The organism is Spirillospora sp. NPDC000708, assembly GCF_040299565.1.
GTDB lineage: Bacteria > Actinomycetota > Actinomycetes > Streptosporangiales > Streptosporangiaceae > Spirillospora.
The window spans coordinates 41999-60653 of sequence record NZ_JBEPCJ010000058.1; the positions used below are offsets into that span (position 1 = coordinate 41999).

The 18655-nt window shown below is 74.0% G+C and carries 17 protein-coding genes; 7 read left to right on the forward strand and 10 right to left on the reverse strand.

The window, feature by feature from the left end; all coding sequences use genetic code 11:
* On the forward strand, positions 1-849 hold the full coding sequence (locus ABT299_RS33255) for a hypothetical protein (RefSeq protein WP_500253154.1): 849 nt from the start codon (positions 1-3) through the stop codon (positions 847-849).
* Here ABT299_RS33255 and ABT299_RS33260 read toward each other — a convergent pair whose 3' ends face one another.
* Complete coding sequence (locus tag ABT299_RS33260; RefSeq protein WP_500253155.1) at positions 850-1656, reverse strand: alpha/beta hydrolase; 807 nt, start codon at positions 1654-1656, stop codon at positions 850-852.
* A gap of 139 nt (positions 1657-1795) precedes the next feature.
* Between ABT299_RS33260 and moaA the strand changes: the two genes are divergently transcribed.
* The 3 genes from moaA to ABT299_RS33275 are packed head-to-tail and all read left to right on the forward strand — an operon-like array spanning position 1796 to position 3810.
* On the forward strand, positions 1796-2785 hold the full coding sequence (gene moaA, locus ABT299_RS33265; RefSeq protein WP_500253156.1) for a GTP 3',8-cyclase MoaA: 990 nt from the start codon (positions 1796-1798) through the stop codon (positions 2783-2785).
* Between the two features lie 50 nt (positions 2786-2835).
* Complete coding sequence (mobA, locus tag ABT299_RS33270) at positions 2836-3423, forward strand: molybdenum cofactor guanylyltransferase (protein WP_500253157.1); 588 nt, start codon at positions 2836-2838, stop codon at positions 3421-3423.
* A gap of 48 nt (positions 3424-3471) precedes the next feature.
* Positions 3472-3810, forward strand: coding sequence for a DUF6457 domain-containing protein (locus tag ABT299_RS33275; RefSeq protein WP_500253158.1), 339 nt, complete (start codon positions 3472-3474; stop codon positions 3808-3810).
* A gap of 28 nt (positions 3811-3838) precedes the next feature.
* On the opposite strand, the gene ABT299_RS33280 is transcribed toward ABT299_RS33275, so the two are convergent.
* A complete protein-coding gene (locus ABT299_RS33280) occupies positions 3839-4066 on the reverse strand; it encodes a hypothetical protein (RefSeq protein ID WP_433154289.1) in 228 nt (75 codons plus the stop codon).
* Between the two features lie 77 nt (positions 4067-4143).
* On the opposite strand from ABT299_RS33280, the gene ABT299_RS33285 reads away from it, so the two are divergent.
* On the forward strand, positions 4144-5622 hold the full coding sequence (locus tag ABT299_RS33285; RefSeq protein WP_500253159.1) for an MFS transporter: 1479 nt from the start codon (positions 4144-4146) through the stop codon (positions 5620-5622).
* Here the strand turns inward: ABT299_RS33285 and ABT299_RS33290 are convergent.
* The 4 genes from ABT299_RS33290 to ABT299_RS33305 form a co-directional block, all read right to left on the reverse strand.
* Positions 5563-6879 (reverse strand): FAD-dependent oxidoreductase, encoded by a 1317-nt coding sequence (locus ABT299_RS33290; RefSeq protein ID WP_500253160.1) that lies wholly within the window; start codon positions 6877-6879, stop codon positions 5563-5565. The two genes, ABT299_RS33285 and ABT299_RS33290, sit on opposite strands and share 60 nt — an antisense overlap.
* Positions 6869-7684, reverse strand: a complete 816-nt coding sequence (locus tag ABT299_RS33295) for a tryptophan 2,3-dioxygenase (protein ID WP_206699937.1) — start codon at positions 7682-7684, stop codon at positions 6869-6871. Before ABT299_RS33295 ends, ABT299_RS33290 begins: the two co-directional genes overlap by 11 nt.
* A gap of 136 nt (positions 7685-7820) precedes the next feature.
* On the reverse strand, positions 7821-9131 hold the full coding sequence (locus ABT299_RS33300; protein ID WP_500253161.1) for a hydroxyacid-oxoacid transhydrogenase: 1311 nt from the start codon (positions 9129-9131) through the stop codon (positions 7821-7823).
* A 59-nt stretch (positions 9132-9190) separates the two neighbouring features.
* Positions 9191-9727, reverse strand: a complete 537-nt coding sequence (locus ABT299_RS33305) for a MarR family winged helix-turn-helix transcriptional regulator (protein WP_500198053.1) — start codon at positions 9725-9727, stop codon at positions 9191-9193.
* Between the two features lie 53 nt (positions 9728-9780).
* Here ABT299_RS33305 and icmF point away from each other — a divergent pair, with 53 nt between their 5' ends.
* On the forward strand, positions 9781-12999 hold the full coding sequence (icmF, locus tag ABT299_RS33310; protein WP_500253162.1) for a fused isobutyryl-CoA mutase/GTPase IcmF: 3219 nt from the start codon (positions 9781-9783) through the stop codon (positions 12997-12999).
* A gap of 12 nt (positions 13000-13011) precedes the next feature.
* Positions 13012-13782, forward strand: a complete 771-nt coding sequence (locus ABT299_RS33315) for a helical backbone metal receptor (protein WP_500253163.1) — start codon at positions 13012-13014, stop codon at positions 13780-13782.
* A gap of 32 nt (positions 13783-13814) precedes the next feature.
* Here ABT299_RS33315 and ABT299_RS33320 read toward each other — a convergent pair whose 3' ends face one another.
* The 4 genes from ABT299_RS33320 to ABT299_RS33335 form a co-directional block, all read right to left on the reverse strand.
* Entirely contained in the window at positions 13815-14432 is a 618-nt protein-coding gene (locus ABT299_RS33320) for a TetR family transcriptional regulator (RefSeq protein ID WP_206699938.1), read from the reverse strand.
* 25 nt (positions 14433-14457) lie between these two features.
* The gene (gene fabG / locus ABT299_RS33325; RefSeq protein ID WP_190856430.1) at positions 14458-15213 is read right to left on the reverse strand and encodes a 3-oxoacyl-ACP reductase FabG; all 756 of its coding nucleotides are present in this window, start codon (positions 15211-15213) and stop codon (positions 14458-14460) included.
* A gap of 35 nt (positions 15214-15248) precedes the next feature.
* Positions 15249-16400 (reverse strand): acyl-CoA dehydrogenase family protein, encoded by a 1152-nt coding sequence (locus ABT299_RS33330; RefSeq protein ID WP_190856431.1) that lies wholly within the window; start codon positions 16398-16400, stop codon positions 15249-15251.
* Positions 16401-16559: 159 nt separating this feature from the next.
* Positions 16560-18611, reverse strand: a complete 2052-nt coding sequence (locus tag ABT299_RS33335; RefSeq protein WP_500253164.1) for a substrate-binding domain-containing protein — start codon at positions 18609-18611, stop codon at positions 16560-16562.
* Positions 18612-18655 lie beyond the last annotated feature (44 nt).

Below are 18655 nucleotides of genomic sequence, written 5' to 3' on the forward strand. Positions count from 1 at the left end.
GTGACGGCGGTGCAGCGGCCGGCGAACGCGCGCGGCGCGCGCGACGGCATGAAGCTGCACCGCCGGACGCTCCGGCTCGGCGGGCGGGAGCACACGGTCATCGGGCTGCGGCCGGCCACGAAGGCGGGCTTCAGCACCAACCTGTTCCATGAGACCTGGCACGTGCTGTCCGACCAGCACGGCGCCCGCGTCCTCGCGCGGCTGCTGTGGGGGCTGGCCTACCAGTCGCGGCCCGGCACGCTGCTCGTGATCGACCGGCCGTTCCTCACGCCGACGCCGTTCGACGCGGACCCTGCGGACCCGATCGTCCTGGTCCCGGCCTGGCACACTCCCTTCACCGCCGCGACCGCCCGCGAGCTGGCGCGGCGCCTTCCGCTGCGGCGCCCGCCGGACGGCACCGTCCGGTGGCGGACGCACGGCCTCGACGCCGCTCTCGCCGACCCGCGCGGCTGGTTCCGCGAGCACCCGCCGCCCGGACCCGAGCGCGGACGGGTGAAGCGGACGCACGGGCTCGTCGCGCTCCTTCCGGCCCGTCCTGCCGAGGCGCGGGAGTGGGCGGTGCAGGCGGGATGGCTCGACGTCCGGAATCCCCACGGGATGGACTACGACCACCTCGGCGGGCAGTGCCGCTCCGCCGCCGGCGAGATCCAGGTCTTCCGCGACTTCCGGCGGCGGGTGAGCGTCGCCCGCCGCGCCCGCGCCGACGTGCTCGCGCGCCCGGACGTCCCCGCCGACCCGGCGGAGCTGCGGCCGCTCGTCTGGGACCGGCACGGCGAGATCACGTGGGCGGAGGACGAGGCGGCGCGCCGCCGGCGGGCGGGCCGCCGCCGCCCGCCGGGGCGTCGCTGATCAGCCCAGCACGCGGTCGATGAACGCGGTGACGTCGGCGAGCACCTCGTCGCGGTTCGTCTCGTTGAACACCTCGTGGCGGGCGCCGGGATAGATCCGCTGGGTCAGGTCGGCGCCCCGGATCGCCTCGATCCCGGCGAGGGTGCCGTCCAGCGGGACGAGCCGGTCGTCGCCGCCGTGCACATGCAGGGTGGGGAGCGCGCCGAGCGAGCCGTGCTCGTTGATGGCGCGGAGGCAGGCGTCCAGGGCCCGGACGGTCGGCTTCTTGAACGGGCCGTGCCACACCAGCGGGTCCTCGGTGTAGGCCTTCCCGACGGCCGGGTCCCGCGACAGCGTCGCGGTGTCGATCGGCTCGTCGGGCATCTCGTCGAGGGGGAGCAGGTCGTCCACGACGAACCAGCGGCCCAGGACGGGACCCGACAGCACCAACGTGGCCAGCGCGTCGCCGTGGACCTGCGCGTAGCGGGCGGCGATGAGCCCGCCCATGGAGTGCCCGATCAGCACGACGGGCAGGCCGGGGTGGTCGCCGCGGGCCGCCTCGACGACGGTGTGCAGGTCGGCGACGACGTCCTCGAAGTCCTCGATGAGCACCCGGTCGCCCGCCGACCGGCCGTGCCCCATGTGGTCGGGCCCGCACACGGTCGCGCCGTGCCGGACCAGCGCGTCCGCGACGTGCTCGTAGCGTCCGAGGTGCTCGCCGTAGCCGTGCGCCAGGACCGCGACGTAACGGGGCTCGCCGTCCGACCAGATCCGTGCCGTGATCGCGCCCCGCGTGCCCGCGAACTCCCACTCCCGTGCCGCCGTCACCCGTACCTCCTCGTCCGAACCGGCCATGCCCGCAGCCCGTGATGCGACGGATCGGCGATCGCCGCAATAGGCTGGACCGATCGACCGTAACCCGGACGGCCCGCCCACCGGGCCGTCCGCCCGGCAGGAAGGGGCGCCCGTGCTGGTCGACACCTTCGGTCGTACCGCGACGGACCTGCGGGTCTCGCTCACCGACCGGTGCAACCTCCGGTGCTCGTACTGCATGCCGCCCGAGGGCCTGGACTGGCTGCCCAAGCCGGAGCTGCTCACCGACGACGAGGTGGTGCGGCTCGTCGGCCTCGCGGTCGGCGAGCTGGGCGTCACCGAGGTCCGCTACACCGGCGGCGAGCCGCTGCTGCGGCGCGGGCTGCCGGACATCGTGCGGCGCACGGCCGCGCTGGAGCCGCGCCCGGAGATCTCCCTGACCACCAACGGGATCGGGCTCGCGCGGCTGGCGGGGCCGCTCGCCGCCGCCGGCCTCGACCGGGTGAACGTGTCGCTGGACACCCTCGACCCGGCGACCTTCAAGCGGCTCGCGCACCGCGACCGGTTCGCGGACGTCCTCGCCGGGCTGGAGGCGGCGCGCGCCGCGGGCCTCGAACCCGTCAAGATCAACGCGGTGCTGATGCGGGGGATCAACGACCACGAGGCCCCCGCGCTGCTGCGCTTCTGCCTGGAGAACGGCTACCGGCTGCGGTTCATCGAGCAGATGCCGCTGGACGCCCAGCACGGCTGGACCCGGCAGGACATGATCACCGCGGACGAGATCCTCGAGCGGCTGTCCGCGGAGTTCGACCTGGCGCCGGACGCCGGCCACGACCGCGGCAGCGCGCCCGCCGAGACGTTCGCGATCGGCGGCGGCCCCGAGACGGTCGGCGTCATCGGGTCGGTGACCCGGCCGTTCTGCGGCGCGTGCGACCGCGTCCGGCTGACCGCGGACGGCCAGGTCCGCAACTGCCTGTTCGCGACAGAGGAGTCCAACCTGCGCGACGCGATGCGGGCCGGCGCGGCCGACGAGGAGATCGCCGACCGCTGGCGGAAGGCGGTTCGGGCCAAGCGGGCCGGGCACGGCATCGACGACCCGGCGTTCCTGCAGCCGGCCCGGCCGATGTCCGCCATCGGCGGCTGACCCCCGTGCCCTCCGGCGCGGTGCCCGTCGGCGGGGTGCCCTCCGATCCGGTGCCCTCCGATCCGGCGTCCTTCGACGCGGTGCTGCTCGCGGGCGGCCGCGCCCGGCGGCTCGGCGGCGCCGACAAGCCCGCCGCGAAGGTCGGCGGCCGCGCCCTGATCGAGTGGGTCGCCGCCGCGGCGTCCGGCGCGTCCCGGACGATCGTCGTCGGGCCGCCGCGGGACGTGCTGCCGGGCGCCGTCCGGGTCCGCGAGGACCCGCCCGCCGCCGGGCCGGTGCCCGCGCTGAGGGCGGGCCTGGCCGAGGTGCGCGCGCCCTGGGTCGCGCTGCTCGCCGCCGACCTGCCGTTCCTGCGTCCCGTCCACATCGCCGCGCTTCTCCACGCGGCGGGGGAGCGCGACGGGGCCGTGCTGGTGGACGGCGAGGGCCGCGAGCAGTGGCTCGCCGGATGCTGGCGCACCGCCCGCCTGCGCGACGCGCTCGCCGCCTACACCGGTGCCTCGCTGCGCGGCGTCCTCGGCCCGCTCGGCCCGGCGGAGGTCGCGCTCCCCGCCGGGGAGCGGCCCCCGTGGTACGACTGCGACACGCCCGAGGACCTCGCCCGCGCCGACGGCCTCGCCCGGCCGGACGTGCTTTGACCGTGCGAGAGTGGGCATCGTACGTCGACGCGTTGAAGGGGGACGCCCATGTCCGTACTGGAGGACTGGATGACCGCGGTCTGCGATGAACTCGGCCTGGAACGGGGCGACATCGACCGCGATCTCGTGCTCGACCTGGCCCGCGACGTCGCGCACGGGGTGGCGCGCCCGGGCGCGCCGCTCACCGCCTACCTCCTCGGCCTCGCGGTCGGCCGCGGCGCCCCCGCCCGGGACGCCGCCGCCCGGCTGACGGAGCTGGCCGAGGCCTGGGGCGCCGAACCCGCCGAACCCGCCGAACCCGCCGAGCCCTCCGCGGACGCCGGGGCGCCGGCGGGGCAGGGCGACGTGCCCGAGCAGGCCGGCGAACGCGTCCTCGACGAGGCCTAGGAGCCTCGCCGGCCGCCCGCTCCGGGCCTCAGGCGTCGCGGTCCTCGACCGGCACCACGTCCTTGAGGAAGTCGCGGCGGTCGAGGAACGCCGACAGGCTCTCGCGGTGCTCGTCGCAGGCGAGCCAGATCTTCCGCCGGTCCGGGGTGTGGATCTTCGGGTTGTTCCAGCGCAGCGCCCAGACCGCCGCGGCGCGGCAGCCCTTGGCGGAGCACTGCAGTTCGTCGGGGCCGGGGCCCGGTGGGGATGCGGTCACTACGCAACTGTGGCACAGCGGCCGGTGCGCCCGGTGCGCCGGGTTTGGTGCGGTGATCTTCGGAAAGGAGATCGCTCGTGCGGACGGAGGCCACGGCGGGGGCCGACCAGGAGGGCGGGGTGCAGCGTCCCTGGCGGGCGCTGTCGGTCTGCCTCGTCGCCGCGTTCATGACGCTGCTGGACGTCAGCATCGTCAACGTCGCGCTCCCGTCGATCAAGCAGGGGCTGCACGCCTCGGAGGCGGGCCTGCAGTGGATCCTGTCGGGGTACGCGCTGACCTTCGGGCTGGTGCTCGTCCCGGCCGGGCGGCTCGGCGACGCGCGCAGCCGCCGCGCGGTGTTCATGACGGGCCTGGCGCTGTTCACCGCGGCCAGCGCGCTGGCCGGCATCGCGCCGACCATGACGTGGCTCGTGCTGGCCCGCCTCCTCCAGGGCGTCGCGGGCGGCATCCTCAACCCGCAGGTCGCCGGCCTCATCCAGCAGCTGTTCCAGGGCGGCGACCGGGGCCGGGCGTTCGGCGCGCTCGGCGCGGTCATCGGGATCGCGACGGCCGCCGGGCCGCTGCTGGGCGGCGGCATCATCGCGCTCGCCGGTCACGCGGAGGGCTGGCGGTGGGTGTTCTACGTCAACATCCCGGTCGGCGTGGCGGCGCTGTTCCTGGCGTGGCGGCTGCTGCCGCCGCCGGTGCGCGGCGAGAAGCAGGGCCTCGATCCGCCCGGCGTGCTGCTGCTCGGCGCGGGCGTGGTGTGCGTGCTGCTCCCGCTCGTCCAGGAGCAGCAGTGGCACGGGAACCTCAAATGGCTGCTCGTCCTGGCGGGCGTGCTGCTGATCGCGGCGTTTGTCTGGTGGGAGCGGCGGGCAGGCGCGCCGATGGTGGACCTCGGGCTGTTCCGGCTCCGCTCGTACGCGCTGGGGTCGGCGATCGCGCTGCTGTACTTCGCGGGGTTCACCGCGATCTTCTTCATCTTCACGCTGTACCTGCAGAACGGCCTGTCCTACAGCGCGCTGGAAGCGGGCCTGGCCATCACCCCGTTCGCGGTCGGGTCGGGTGTGGCGGCGGCCGTCGGCGGGCGCATCGTGGCGAAGTACGGGCGCCCGCTCGTCGCCGCCGGCCTCGCGGTGGTGGCGGTGGGGCTGGCCGCCGCGTGGGTCGCGGTCGAGCTGGAGCCGGGACGGGGCGTGGGGATCGCGACCGCGCTGCCGCTGCTGTTCGCCGGCTGCGGCAGCGGCCTCGTCATCGCCCCGAACCAGACCATCACGCTGTCGGAGGTGCACTACACGCAGGGCGGCAGCGCCGCCGGCGTGCTGCAGACCGGGCAGCGGGTCGGCACCGCGATGGGGATCGCGGCGGTCGGGTCGGTGTTCTTCTCGGCCCTCGCGAGCACGCACGGCGACTGGCCCGGGGCGTTCCGCCGCGGCCTCATCGTCATCCTGGTGTTCGTCGTGCTGGCGCTGGCGGCGGCCGTCGCCGACCTGGCGGCCGGCCGCCGCGCCCGGTCAGCGGCGGTCGCGCAGCGCGAGGCGCAGGAGCACGGCCAGGCCCGCGAGGGCTGCTGACGCCGCGCCCGCCAGCGCCAGGTTCTGCCGCCGGATGCGGGCCGGGATCCGCGCGTACGGCATCGTCGAGAACGACACCAGCTCGTACCGCGAGACGTACCGGCCCGCGAGCCGCCGCTCCAGGGCGTGCGTCGCCGCCTGCTTCGCCCGGTAGACGGGGGACGACACGCGGTCGCGCATCTCGATGAAGTTGTCCAGCGCCATCTCGGCGATCGCGTCGGTGTTGGGCTTGCGGCGCTCCTCGTAGAGCGCCAGCGCGCGCGCCCAGTCACCGCCGGTCTCCGTCAGGCACCGGTCGATCTCGATGCAGTCCTCGAACGCGCAGTTGGCGCCCTGCCCGAAGAACGGGACGATCGCGTGCGCGGCGTCGCCGAGCAGCGCGACGATCGCGCCGTCGCCCCGCCGCGTCCACGGCCGGCACCGGACGGTCACCAGCGACCCGACCGGGTTGCGCTCGTAGTCGTCCACCAGGTCGGGGATCAGGTCCGCGACGTCCGGGTAGTGCTCGGCGAAGTACGCCGTGACCTTCTCGGGGGAGTCGAGCGCCGCGAGGTCGGACTTGGGCCAGAACAGCGTGCAGGTGAACGAGCGGTCCAGGTTCGGCAGCGCGATCATCATCGAGGTGCCGCGCGGCCAGACGTGCAGCGCGTCCGGATCGAGCGCGAAGTCGCCGTCGCGCGGCGGGACGGTCAGCTCCTTGTACCCGTGCTCCAGGAAGTCGGCGTCCTCGTTCAGCCCGAGGGACCGGCGCACCGCGCTGTACGCGCCGTCCCCGGCGAGGACGACGTCCGCCGCCTCGGTGCCGCCGTCCTCGAACAGCAGCGCCCCGGCCTGGACGTCCACGCCGGTGACGCGCTGGGAGAAGCGCAGCGTCACGCCGGGCGTGGCCTCCGCGGTGTCCAGCAGCGATTCGTTGAGCTGGGCGCGGCTGATGGAGTTGATCGCGCGCCGGCCGTCGGCGCTGTAGGGCTGGAAGTTCTGCTCCCGGCCCAGCGGGTGCACCATCCGCCCGTGCATCGGCAGCGCCTGCTTCAGCGACCGGTCCCGCAGCCCCACCTGCTCAAGGGCGGCGAGCCCGCGCGCGGAGATCGCCAGGTTGATCGACCGGCCCCGCTCGGCGCCCGCGATCCGCGGGTCGGGCCGCCGCTCGTAGACCGTCACCTCGATGCCGCGGCGGCCGAGCAGCACCGCGAGCAGGCAGCCCGCGAGCCCCGCGCCGACGATCGCGACCCGCTCACCGCGCCGCTCAGCCGCCATGGGCGGGCTCCTCTCCGGCGGTGGGCTGCTCGGTCTGCGAGCGGACCTCCCACAGGTCGGGGAACGCGGGCGCGAACAGCGTCGAGCGCAGGTAGTCGGCCCCGGCGGAGCCGCCCGTGCCGATCTTGGCGCCGATGGTCCGCTCGACCATCTTCAGGTGCCGGTACCGCCACTCCTGGACGCCCTCGTCGACGTCCACGAGCGCCTCGCACACCTCGGCGGCGGGCCCGTTCTCGTCGGCGTAGACCGCCAGCAGCACCTGCTGGACGGCCTCGTCCGGCTCCCACGGCAGGGACGTGTCGCGCTCCAGCGCCTCGCGGGGGACGGGGTGGCCCTGCACGGCGAGGTAGCGCAGCAGCGAGTCGAACATGGACGGCCGGGACACCGCGTCGCGCAGCCGCTCGTCGCCGCGCAGCACCGACGCCGGGAACTCGCGCCGGCCGAGGACGGCCTCGATCTCGCGGAACTGGTCGCTCTGGAACCCGCTGGAGGTGCCGAGCGCGTCCCGGAACGCGGCGAACTGCCGGGGCGTCATCGTCTCCAGCACGTCCAGCTGCCCGACCACCGTCTTGAGGATCTTGGCGATCCGGCGCGCGGTGTGCAGCGCGCCCGCGCTGCCGCCCGCCTCCAGCCGGCGCTGCAGCAGCGCGGACTCGTGCAGGATCTGCTTGAACCACAGCTCGTAGACCTGATGGATGATCACGAACAGCAGCTCGTCGTGCGCGTCGGTCTCGGGCTCCTGGCAGGACAGGAGCCGATCCAGCCGCAGGTAACCGCCGTACGTCATCGTCGGCGAATCCGCCATCACCGCCTCCTTGCGACACAACGGATGTGACCCGCAGCATATTGGATCGTTCCGCCCATTCGACCGCTGGGTGCGCACGCGACGTACATATCCGGCAATCCGCCCACGGGTGGCCGGGCGGCGCCTCCGGCGTGGCTCACCAGGAGCGGATCGACCGCCGGAAGATGCCCGCGATGTCGTCCTCGGTGACCGGGCGGGGCGACGCCACCAGCAGCCGCTGCTGCCGCATCGTCCCCTCGACCAGGTCGGGGATGTCCGCCTCCCCGTAGCCCACGCCCGCGATCCCGTCCGGGATGCCGATGTCGCGCATCAGGCCGAGCAGCGCGCGCGGCAGGTACTCGGCCGGGTCGTCCGGGCGGTCCATCTCCGGGGCGAGCAGCTCGGCCGCGCGGACGTGGCGCTCCGGACGCGCCTGGAAGGTGAACCGGAACGCCTCGGGCGCGGTGAGCGACACCGACATCCCGTGCGGGACCATCGGCTCGCCGTCCGGGTACCCGTCCGGACGGAAGTCCCTGACCTGCCCGGCGATCGGATAGGCGTTGGCGTGCGGGATGTGCACGCCCGCGTTCCCGAACCCGAGCCCCGCGAACGTGGCCGCCAGCGCCATGTCGGCGCGGGCCCGGCGGTCCTCGCCGTCCCGGACGGCCGCGCGGAACGAATGCGCGATCAGGCCGAGCGCCCGCTCGGACCACATGTCCGACACCGGGTTCGCGCCGCAGTACGGGACGCGCTGCTCGGGCCGCTTGCGCTCGTACGCGTCGTACGGCTTGGCGGTATAGCTCTCCAGCGCGTGGCACACGATGTCCATCCCGGACGACGCGGTCACCCCCGACGGCTGCGTCACCATCAGGTCGGGGTCGACGACGGCGAGCGTCGGGCGCATGCGCGGATGGCTGATGCCCGTCTTGACCCGCAGGTCCAGGACGTCCAGGACGCAGACGGTCGTGCTCTCTGCTCCGGTTCCGGTCGTGGTGGGGACGGCGACGAGCGGCAGCAGCGGCCGCTCCGGCGCCCGTCCCGCGCCGACCGGCGGGTTCAGGTACTCGGCGAGGTCGCCGTCGTTCGTGGTGAGCAGGTTGACCGCCTTGGCGGTGTCGATGCTCGACCCGCCGCCCACCGCGACGTACGCGTCGTACGGCCCCGTCTCCCGCGCGTGCTCGACCGCCTCGCGCATGCTCGCGTCCGTCGGCTCGACGCGGACGCGGTCGAACACCGCCGCATCGATCCCGTACGCCTTCATCGCGTCGGCGACCCGCTGCGGCCCGCCGGTCGCGGCGACGCCCGGGTCGGTCACCACGAGGACCCGCCGCGCGCCGTACTGCGCGAGGTCGTGGCCGATCTCGTCGGACGCGCCCGTGCCGAACTTCAGCTGCGGCGCGCCGTAGGTGAAGACCGTCTCGTGCGCCATGCCCGCCCCCTCGATGCCGGTACCGCTGATCGTTCCCACCGTGTCACCGCCCGGACGGGCCGGGCAAGGCGGGGCCGGGGCGCCCCGGCGCGGACCGGTTATTCGTCGGGCAGCTCGCCCACCGAGACGCGGACGGCGCGCAGCGCCGCGGTGATCTCGGCGGCGCGCTCGGCGGGCAGCGCGGCGATGCCGAAGCCGGCCTCGTTGAGCGCGGCGGTGGCCTCCTCGGCGAGGTCGCGGCCCGCCGGGGTGATCGTGGCGAGCACGACGCGGCGGTCGTCGGGGGAGGGGGCGCGGCCGACGAGACCGCGCCGCTCCAGCCGCCCGATCACGTTGGTGACCGACGCCGGATGCACCATGAGGCGAGTGCCCATCTTTCCCATGGGAAGGGTGCCCCTGCGGGTGAAGGCGAGGAGCCGGAGCGCCTCGTAGGCGGCGAAGGTGAGCCCGTGCGGCTTCAGCACCGCCTCGATCCGGCTGAGCAGCAGCTGCTGCGCCCGCATCACCGAGGTCACGGCCGCCATGTGGTCGGCGTGCTCGGGCCAGCGGGCGCTCCACTGCCGGTGGGCCTCGGAGATGGGGTCGGGGGTGTCGGGCACCGCCCCACCGTAAGGCGTCTTGACCTCGTCGCGCACGGAAACTATTTTAACTTCCAAATATTGGATGTCCAAAGGTTGAGGTGGGGGACGTGACCGGACCGCTCCACAAGCCGGTGCACCCGGTGCGCTTCGTGACGGCCGCCGCGCTGTTCGACGGGCACGACGCGGCGATCAACATCATGCGGCGGATCCTGCAGTCGCAGGGCGCCGAGGTGGTGCACCTGGGCCACGACCGGTCCGTCCGCGAGGTCGTCGACGCCGTGCTGGAGGAGGACGCGCAGGGCGTCGCCATCAGCTCCTACCAGGGCGGCCACGTCGAGTACTTCGAGTACCTGTCGCGCAGCCTCAAGGAGGCGGGCGCCGAGCAGGTGCGGGTGTTCGGCGGCGGTGGCGGCGTGATCGTGCACGAGGAGATCGCCCGGCTGGCGGACGCGGGCGTGCGGATCTTCTCCCCGGAGGACGGGCAGCGGCTCGGCCTGCCCGGCATGATCAACGAGCTGGTCCGGGACTGCGACGTCGACCTGGCGGACGAGCCCGTCCCGGCCGAAGCGGTCGTGGCGGGCGACCGGCGCGCCCTCGCCCGCACCATCACCTGCCTGCAGGCCGGGAAGCTGGCGGACGCCGACCGCGCCGCCCTCGCCGACGCGGCGTCCGGCCGGCGCGTCCCGGTGCTCGGCATCACCGGCACGGGCGGCTCCGGCAAGTCGTCGCTCACCGACGAGCTGGTCCGCCGGCTGCGCGTCGACCAGGGCGACCGGCTGCGCGTCGCGGTGCTGGCCGTCGACCCGACCCGGCGGCGCGGCGGCGGCGCCCTGCTCGGCGACCGCATCCGGATGAACTCCCTGGACGGCGACAAGGTCTTCTTCCGGTCGCTGGCCACCCGCGGCGCCCGCGAGCTGCCCGAGGGCATCGAGGACGTCCTCACCGCGGTGAAGGCCGCGGGATACGACCTGATCATCCTGGAGACGCCGGGGATCGGGCAGGGCGACGCCGCGATCGTCCCGCTGGTGGACGTCTCACTGTACGTGATGACGCCGGAGTTCGGCGCCGCGTCCCAGCTCGAGAAGATCGACATGCTCGACTTCGCCGACGTCGTGGCGATCAACAAGTTCGAGCGGCGCGGCGCCGAGGACGCCCGCCGCGACGTGTCCCGGCAGCTCGTCCGCAACCGGGAGGCGTTCGGGCAGCGGCCCGAGGACATGCCGGTGTTCGGCACCAGCGCCGCCACCTTCAACGACGACGGCGTCACCGCGCTCTACCAGCACCTCGGCGGCATGCTCGCCGAGCACGGCCTGACCCTGCGGGACGGCGCCCTGCCGCACGTCGACACCAGGGTGTCGACCGGCGCGGCGACGATCATCCCGCCGGGCCGCGTCCGGTACCTGTCCGACATCGCCGAGACCGTCCGCGGCTACCACGCCGACACGGCCGCGCAGGCCGAGGCGGTCCGGCGGGTGCAGCGCCTCGACGAGGTCCGCGCCGAGCTGACCGACGCGTCCGAGGTCGAGGGGCTGCTGGAGAAGGCCCGCCGCGACGTCGCCCCGGAGAACGCGGCGCTGATCGAGGGCTGGCCGGCCGTGGTCGAGTCCTACTCCGGCGACGAGCAGGTCGTGAGGATCCGCGACAAGGAGCTGCACACCAGGCTGACCCGCGAGTCGCTGTCGGGCAGCCGGATCCCGCGCGTCGCGCTGCCCCGCTACACCGACCACGGCGAGCTGCTGCGGTTCCTGCGCTCGGAGAACCTGCCCGGGAGGTTCCCGTTCACCGCCGGGGTGTTCCCGTTCAAGCGCGACAACGAGGACCCGGCGCGGATGTTCGCGGGCGAGGGCGACCCGTTCCGCACCAACCGCCGCTTCAAGCTGCTGTCGGAGGGCCAGCCCGCCACCCGGCTGTCCACCGCGTTCGACTCGGTCACCCTGTACGGCCGCGACCCCGACGAGCGTCCCGACGTGTACGGCAAGGTCGGCACGTCCGGCGTCTCGATCGCGACGCTCGACGACATGAAGGCGCTCTACGACGGGTTCGACCTGTCGTCGCCGACCACGTCGGTGTCGATGACCATCAACGGGCCCGCGCCGACGATCCTCGCGTTCTTTCTCAACACCGCGATCGACCAGGGCATCGACGCGTTCCGCGCGGAGCACGGGCGCGAGCCGTCCGCCGAGGAGGCCGCGCGGGTCCGCGCCCGGGTGCTGTCCACCGTGCGCGGCACCGTCCAGGCCGACATCCTCAAGGAGGACCAGGGCCAGAACACCTGCATCTTCTCCACCGAGTTCTCGCTGCGGATGATGGGCGACATCCAGGAGTGGTTCATCGCCAACAAGGTCCGCAACTTCTACTCGGTGTCCATCTCCGGCTACCACATCGCCGAGGCCGGCGCGAACCCCATCAGCCAGCTCGCGTTCACGCTCGCCAACGGGTTCACCTACGTCGAGTCGTACCTGGCGCGCGGCATGGACATCGACGACTTCGCGCCGAACCTGTCGTTCTTCTTCTCCAACGGCATGGACCCCGAGTACAACGTGCTCGGCCGCGTCGCCCGCCGCATCTGGGCCGTCGCCATGCGGGACCGCTACGGCGCCAACGAGCGCAGCCAGAAGCTGAAGTACCACGTGCAGACCTCGGGGCGCTCCCTGCACGCGCAGGAGATGCACTTCAACGACATCCGCACGACGCTCCAGGCGCTCATCGCCATCTACGACAACTGCAACAGCCTGCACACCAACGCCTACGACGAGGCCGTCACCACGCCCACGGCCGAGTCGGTCCGGCGCGCGCTCGCGATCCAGCTCATCATCAACCGCGAGTGGGGCCTGGCGATGAACGAGAACCCGCTGCAGGGGTCGTTCATCATCGACGAGCTGACCGACCTGGTCGAGGAGGCCGTCCTCGCCGAGTTCGACCGGATCAGCGAGCGCGGCGGCGTCCTCGGCGCGATGGAGACCGGCTACCAGCGCGGCCGCATCCAGGACGAGTCGATGCTGTACGAGCAGCGCAAGCACGACGGGTCGCTGCCGATCGTCGGCGTCAACACCTTCCGCCTCCCCGACGCGGGCGACGGGACGCCGGACACCATCGAGCTGGCCCGCGCCACCGAGGACGAGAAGCGCTCGCAGCTGGAGCGGGTCCGGTCCTACCAGGCCGCGCACCGCGGCGACGCGGAGACGGCCCTCGCCGAGCTCAAGGAGGCCGCGCGGTCGGGCGGGAACGTGTTCGCGGTGCTGATGGACGCGGCGCGGGTGTGCAGCCTCCAGCAGATCACCGACGCGTTCTTCGAGGTCGGCGGCCAGTACCGCCGCAACGTCTGAGCGCCGCGACGCATGGCCGCCCGCGACGACACCGGCGCGCCCGTTCCCGTTCCGGAGCGGGTGCGCCGCGTCGTGTCGATCGTGCCGTCGCTGACCGAGACGGTCGCGGTGACCGCCCCCGGACTCCTCGCCGGCGCCACCGACTGGTGCACGCATCCCGAGGGCCTCGACGTCCCGCGGGTGCGCGGTACCAAGAACCCGGACCTGGAGCGCATCAGGGAGCTGCGGCCCGACGTCGTCCTCGGCAACACCGAGGAGAACCGCCCCGCCGACGTCGAGGCGCTGCGCGCCGCCGGCGTCGCGGTGTGGATGACTGAGATCCGCACCGTGGACGAGGCGCTGGCGTCGCTGCGGCGGATGCTCACGACGGCGTGCCGTGTCCCCGTCCCGGGCTGGCTGGACGAGGCGGCCCGCGTCTGGGCCGCCGTGACGCCCGGCGAACCGCGCGCCGCCGTCGTCCCGGTCTGGCGGCGCCCGTGGATGGTCGTCGGCCGCGACACCTTCACCGGCGACGTCCTGTCCCGCCTCGGGGTGGCCAACGTCTACGCCGGCCACCCCGAGCGGTACCCGAAGATCCCGCTGGACGAGCTGAACGCGTCCGGCGCCGACCTGGTCGTCCTGCCGGACGAGCCGTACCGCTTCACCGAGGACGACGGCCCCGAGTCGTTCCCCGGCATCGAGGTCGCCTTGGTCGGCGGGCGGCACCTCACCTGGTACGGCCCGTCGCTGGTGCGGGCGCCCGCCGAGCTGCGGGAGCGGCTCGCAGCGGCCCGGACCTACTGACCGGCCCCACAGACCGGACCCACAGACCGGACCTACGGGGAGGGCTCCTCGCCGCCGGGCGGGCGCCGGGTGAACATCGCCTCCACGCAGCGCGCCATCCGCCCGTCCAGCTCCTCTGCCGGGACGTCGATCTCCCGCGCCAGGTGCTCGCGCAGCAGCGTGTACCCGTAGATCGTGGACGCGATCGCCGCCTGCACGGCCTCCACGTCGTCGATCGGCAGCTCGCCCCGGGCGGCCTCCGCGGCGAGGTCCTTGCGGCCCTCGCCGCGGTTGAGCAGCACCCGGGGCCGGTCGTCGCCGTCGAGCACCAGCAGCGTCGCCAGCAGCACCGGCTCCGGGTGGCGCAGGCTCGTCCAGAACAGCCGCGACAGCCGCTTGCGCAGCGGCAGCCCGGCGGCGCCCGCCGCGTCCTCGGCGTTGGGCCGGGACCGGTGGAACAGCGCCGAGCGCAGCAGCGCCCGCCGCGACCCGAAGTACTGGTAGACCAGCCCGCGGTTGACGCCGGCCTCGTCGGCGACCTGCCGCAGGTTGAGGCCCGCGAGGACGCCGCCGCGGCGCAGCAGCGCGATCGCCGCCGCCCGCAGCGACTCCTCGGTCGCCTCCCGGTCGCGGGTCCGCTCGTCCCGGCGCCCCGCCCGCGGGCCGGTCACCGCGGCCTCCCGAACGCTGGGCGGGTCACGCCTTGGGGCCGCCCGCCACGTAGATCACCTGGCCGGACACGAACGAGGCGTCCTCGCTCACCAGGAACGCCACGACGCCCGCGATGTCCTCGGGACGGCCCACGCGGCGGACGGGGATCTCCTTGGCGGCGGCGTTCTTGAAGTCCTCGAAGCCGACGCCGACCCGCTCGGCGGTCGCCGCGGTCATCTCCGTCTCGATGAAGCCGGGCGCGATCGCGTTCGCGGTCACGCCGAACTTGCCCAGCTCGATCGCCAGGGTCTTGGTGAAGCCCTGCAGGCCCGCCTTGGCCGCCGAGTAGTTCACCTGCCCGCGGTTGCCGAGCGCCGACGTCGACGACAGGTTGACGATCCGGCCCCAGCCCGCCTTGGTCATGTGCTCCTGCGCGGCGCGGCTCATCAGGAACGAGCCGCGCAGGTGCACCGACATGACCGAGTCCCAGTCGTCGTCGGACATCTTGAACAGCAGGTTGTCGCGGGTGATGCCGGCGTTGTTCACCAGCACCACGGGCGGGCCGAGCTCGGCGGCGATCCGCGCGACGGCGGCGGCGACCTGCGCGGAGTCGGCGACGTTCACGCCGACGGCGAGGGCCCTCCCGCCCGCCTTCTCGATGGTCTCCACGGTGCCCGCGCAGGCGGCCTCGTCGAGGTCGCAGACCGCGACGGCGAAGCCCTCGCGGGCGAGCCGGACCGCGGTGGCCGCGCCGATGCCGCGCGCCGACCCCGTGACGATGGCGACCCTGGTGTCGGTCATGTCGTTCTCCCTGCCCTCCGTCGAAGCCGGACGTGTCAGACCTGGATGTCCTTGGCGATGATGGTCTTCAGCACCTCGCTGGTGCCGCCGTAGATCCGGGTGACCCGGGCGTCGGCGTACAGGCGCGCGATCGGGTACTCCAGGATGTAGCCGTAGCCGCCGTGCAGCTGCAGGCACTTGTCCACGACGCGCTGCTGCACCTCGGTGCAGAACAGCTTGGCGACCGCGGCGTCGGCCGGGGTCAGCTCGCCGGCGTCGAGGGCCTCGATGCACCGGTCCACCAGCGACCGGGCCGCCTCCACCTCGGTGGCGCACTCGGCGAGGACGAACTTGGTGTTCTGGAACGAGGAGACGGTCTTGCCGAAGACCGTGCGCTCCTGGACGTACTTGCGGGCGAACTCGACGGCGGCGGCCGCGGAGGCGTAGGAGCTGGTGGCGATGCCGAGCCGCTCCTCGGCCAGGTTGTGGGTCAGGTAGCCGAAGCCCGCGCCCTCCTCGCCGAGCAGGTCCTCGACGGGCACCTTCACGTCGACGAACGACAGCTCGGCGGTGTCGGAGCTGCGCAGCCCGATCTTCTCCAGCTTGCGGCCGACCGAGTAGCCCTCGCTCTTGGTGTCCACCACCAGAATCGACAGGCCGGCGCGGCGGTTCTCCGGCGTCGCGGGCGACGTGCGCGCCACCACCAGCACCCGGTCGGCGAGGACGCCGCCGGTGATGAAGGTCTTGGCGCCGTTCAGGATGTAGTGGTCGCCGTCGCGCTTGGCGGTGGTCTGCATGCCGGCGAGGTCGGATCCGGTGCCCGGCTCGGTCATCGCGATGGCTGTCATCATGTCGCCGCTGATGAACGGCGGCAGCCAGCGCTTCTTCTGCTCCTCGGAGGCGTACTTCAGCAGGTACGGCAGGACGAGGTTGACGTGCACGCCGTAGCCGCCGAAGCTCACCCCGGCGCGGGCGCACTCCTCGGAGATCACGGCCTGGTACTTGAAGCTGGTCTCGCCCGCGCCGCCGTACTCCTCCGGCACCTGGATGCCGAACACGCCCAGCTCGCCGAGCTTGTTGTAGAAGTCGCGGGGCGGGTGCCCGGCCTGCTCCCACTCCTCGTAGACGGGAGCGACCTCGGCCTGGATGAAGTCCCGGATCGTCTCCCGGAACGCCTCGTGGTCCTCGTTGAACAGGGTGCGGCGCACGCTCGGCCCCTTTCGCTGCGTAACTAACAGAACGCTAACTTAGCTCGAATCCCGTTCTAGCAGCAAACACCGCGCAAGCGCGAGCATGCCCCATGATCGTGGGCAGGGCAGATTGCGGAATCTAGCGTTCCGTTCGGCGCCTCCGGGGAGCGGGCCGGCTCAGCAGGTGGGCTCGCAGACGCGCCGCGACACGGCCTTGAGGAAGATCCGCTGGATCTGCTCCGGCGTCTCGGCCACGTACACCTCGCCGCGCGTCGCGTGCGCCACCCGCCGCAGGTCGCGGACGTCGACGTCCGGCCCGTACCCGAGCATGTTGATCTGCACGGGCCGCTCCGGGTCGTAGGCGCGGCGCAGCTCGGCGAGCGTCTCGTCCAGCGTCGGCCCGTCCGGGTCCTCGTCGCGGCCGTCGGTCCACAGCAGGATCGAGTTCACGAACTCCGGCTTGTAGGTCCGCGTCATGTAGTCGAACGCCGCCAGGACCGTGTCGTACAGGCCGGTGTCGCCGTGCTTCTTCACCCGCATCTGCGCGAACGCGCTCAGCACGCGCTGCCGGCGGGTGGACGACCCTAGCCGCTCGCCGAGCGGGCCGACGCCGACCAGCTCGCGCCAGTCCCGCCCGCCCGGCAGGTCCGTGGAGAACTCCCACTGGCCGAGCTCGCTGTCGTCGGGCAGCAGCGACAGCCCGCCCTGCGCGGTGCGGATCGTCGACTGCAGCCGCGACACCCCCGGCGCGACCGGCTCGGCCATCGAACCGGAGATGTCCATGATGCTGAGCATCCGGATGCTGAGCGACAGCTGCGCCCACGCCTGCATCGTCTGCGCGACGGTCGAGGCGGACGGCGCGGCCAGCGCGCGCGGCGCCTGCGGGTCCAGCCCCGTCCGCGCGGTGAACGACGCCGGGGCGGCGCCGTCCGGCGTGCGGAGGCCGAGCTTCTGCACGTCGGCGCGCGCGGCCTTGGAGGTGAGCGCCTTCTGGAGCAGCCGCCCCGCGAGCACCTTCGCCGTGTCCTTGGTGAGGACGGTGGCCGGGTAGTCGAGGACCACCGAGCCCTCCGACGGGTACACCGCCACCGCCGGCTCGGCCGCGTGCGCGGCGTTGTAGGCGTACACGGCGCTCTCGGGGGCGAGGGCCACGGGGTAGGGCTGCTCCGCGCCGCCGCGGAACGCGGTGAACTCGGCGTTCACCGACGCGGCGATGCCCTCCCGGATCGTCCGGACCACGCCGGTGAACACCGCCTGGCCGTCCGGCGACCCGCCCATCAGCGTCCCGGCCAGCATCAGCGTGCCCATGCCGGTCGCGCTGCGGTCGGGGTCGGGCACCTGGAGCCGCAGCAGGTGCGGGGGGATCGCGCCGCCGCCCGCCCCCTTGCCCGGCGTCCCGCCGGAGTCGTCCGCCGTCCCGGCCGCCTCCAGCAGGTCGCGCCAGGACGGCCGGGCCGGCACGCCCGCGGCCCTCAGCTGCGCGGCGAGCGCCTTCGGCATCGCCACCACGATCGGGCTGGACGCGATCCCGCCGAGCGCGGTGAACGGCACCGGCTGCGCGGCCCGTCCGGACCCCTGCACGAGCCCGATCCACAGCGACGAGTCGGGGATCCACACGTCCGGCCTCTCGGTGACCCCGGCCGAGCCCTTGCCGGACAGCAGGGTCGCGACCGCCGCCGGGTCCGCGGCCCGCACCCGCACCCGCGCGCACCGGCCGCCGATCTCGTGCCGGGCGTCGTTGAACCGGCCGGCCGCCTTCACCACGGCGGGCTCGACGTCGGGCGCCGCCGCGACCGAGAGCGTCATCGCATCGCCGCCGGAGCAGCCGGCGCGGGACGAGGCGAACGCGTACACCCCGAACCCCGACAGCACGACCAGCCCCACGGCCGCCGCGAGCGGGCCGAGCAGGATGCCCGAGCGGCGCCGCGGGGGGCGCGCCGCACCGTGCCCGCCATGCCGGCCCGTCCCGCCGTGTCCGCCGTGCCCGCGGCCTTTCACCGCCGCGTGCGCGGGCCGGGACGCCTTCGGCGGCGGGGGAGGGGACGGCATGGACGCCGGGTCCGGTGACGCCGCGGCGGGCGGGCGCCGCCGGTCGCCCGCGGGCCGCCGCGCCGCGGGCACGCCGCCCGGGTCGGAGGCGCCGAGGAAGTCGCGGGGCACCCGGTAGTCGCCCGAGTCGGACAGGCTGCGCGGCGCCCAGTCGGGCACGTCGTCGTCGTGGCCGCTCATCGCGGACCTCCGTTCCCCGGGCGGGTGCACCGGGCCGCGGCGCG

Excerpts from the sequence above, each read along its gene's own strand:
- ABT299_RS33275 (WP_500253158.1), top strand. The coding sequence starts at position 3,472 with ATGTCCGTACTGGAGGACTGGATGACCGCGGTCTGCGATGAACTCGGC.
- ABT299_RS33290 (WP_500253160.1), bottom strand. The coding sequence starts at position 6,879 with ATGGCGGCTGAGCGGCGCGGTGAGCGGGTCGCGATCGTCGGCGCGGGG.
- ABT299_RS33295 (WP_206699937.1), bottom strand. The coding sequence starts at position 7,684 with ATGGCGGATTCGCCGACGATGACGTACGGCGGTTACCTGCGGCTGGAT.
- ABT299_RS33315 (WP_500253163.1), top strand. The coding sequence starts at position 13,012 with ATGGCCGCCCGCGACGACACCGGCGCGCCCGTTCCCGTTCCGGAGCGG.
- fabG (WP_190856430.1), bottom strand. The coding sequence starts at position 15,213 with ATGACCGACACCAGGGTCGCCATCGTCACGGGGTCGGCGCGCGGCATC.
- ABT299_RS33335 (WP_500253164.1), bottom strand. The coding sequence starts at position 18,611 with ATGAGCGGCCACGACGACGACGTGCCCGACTGGGCGCCGCGCAGCCTG.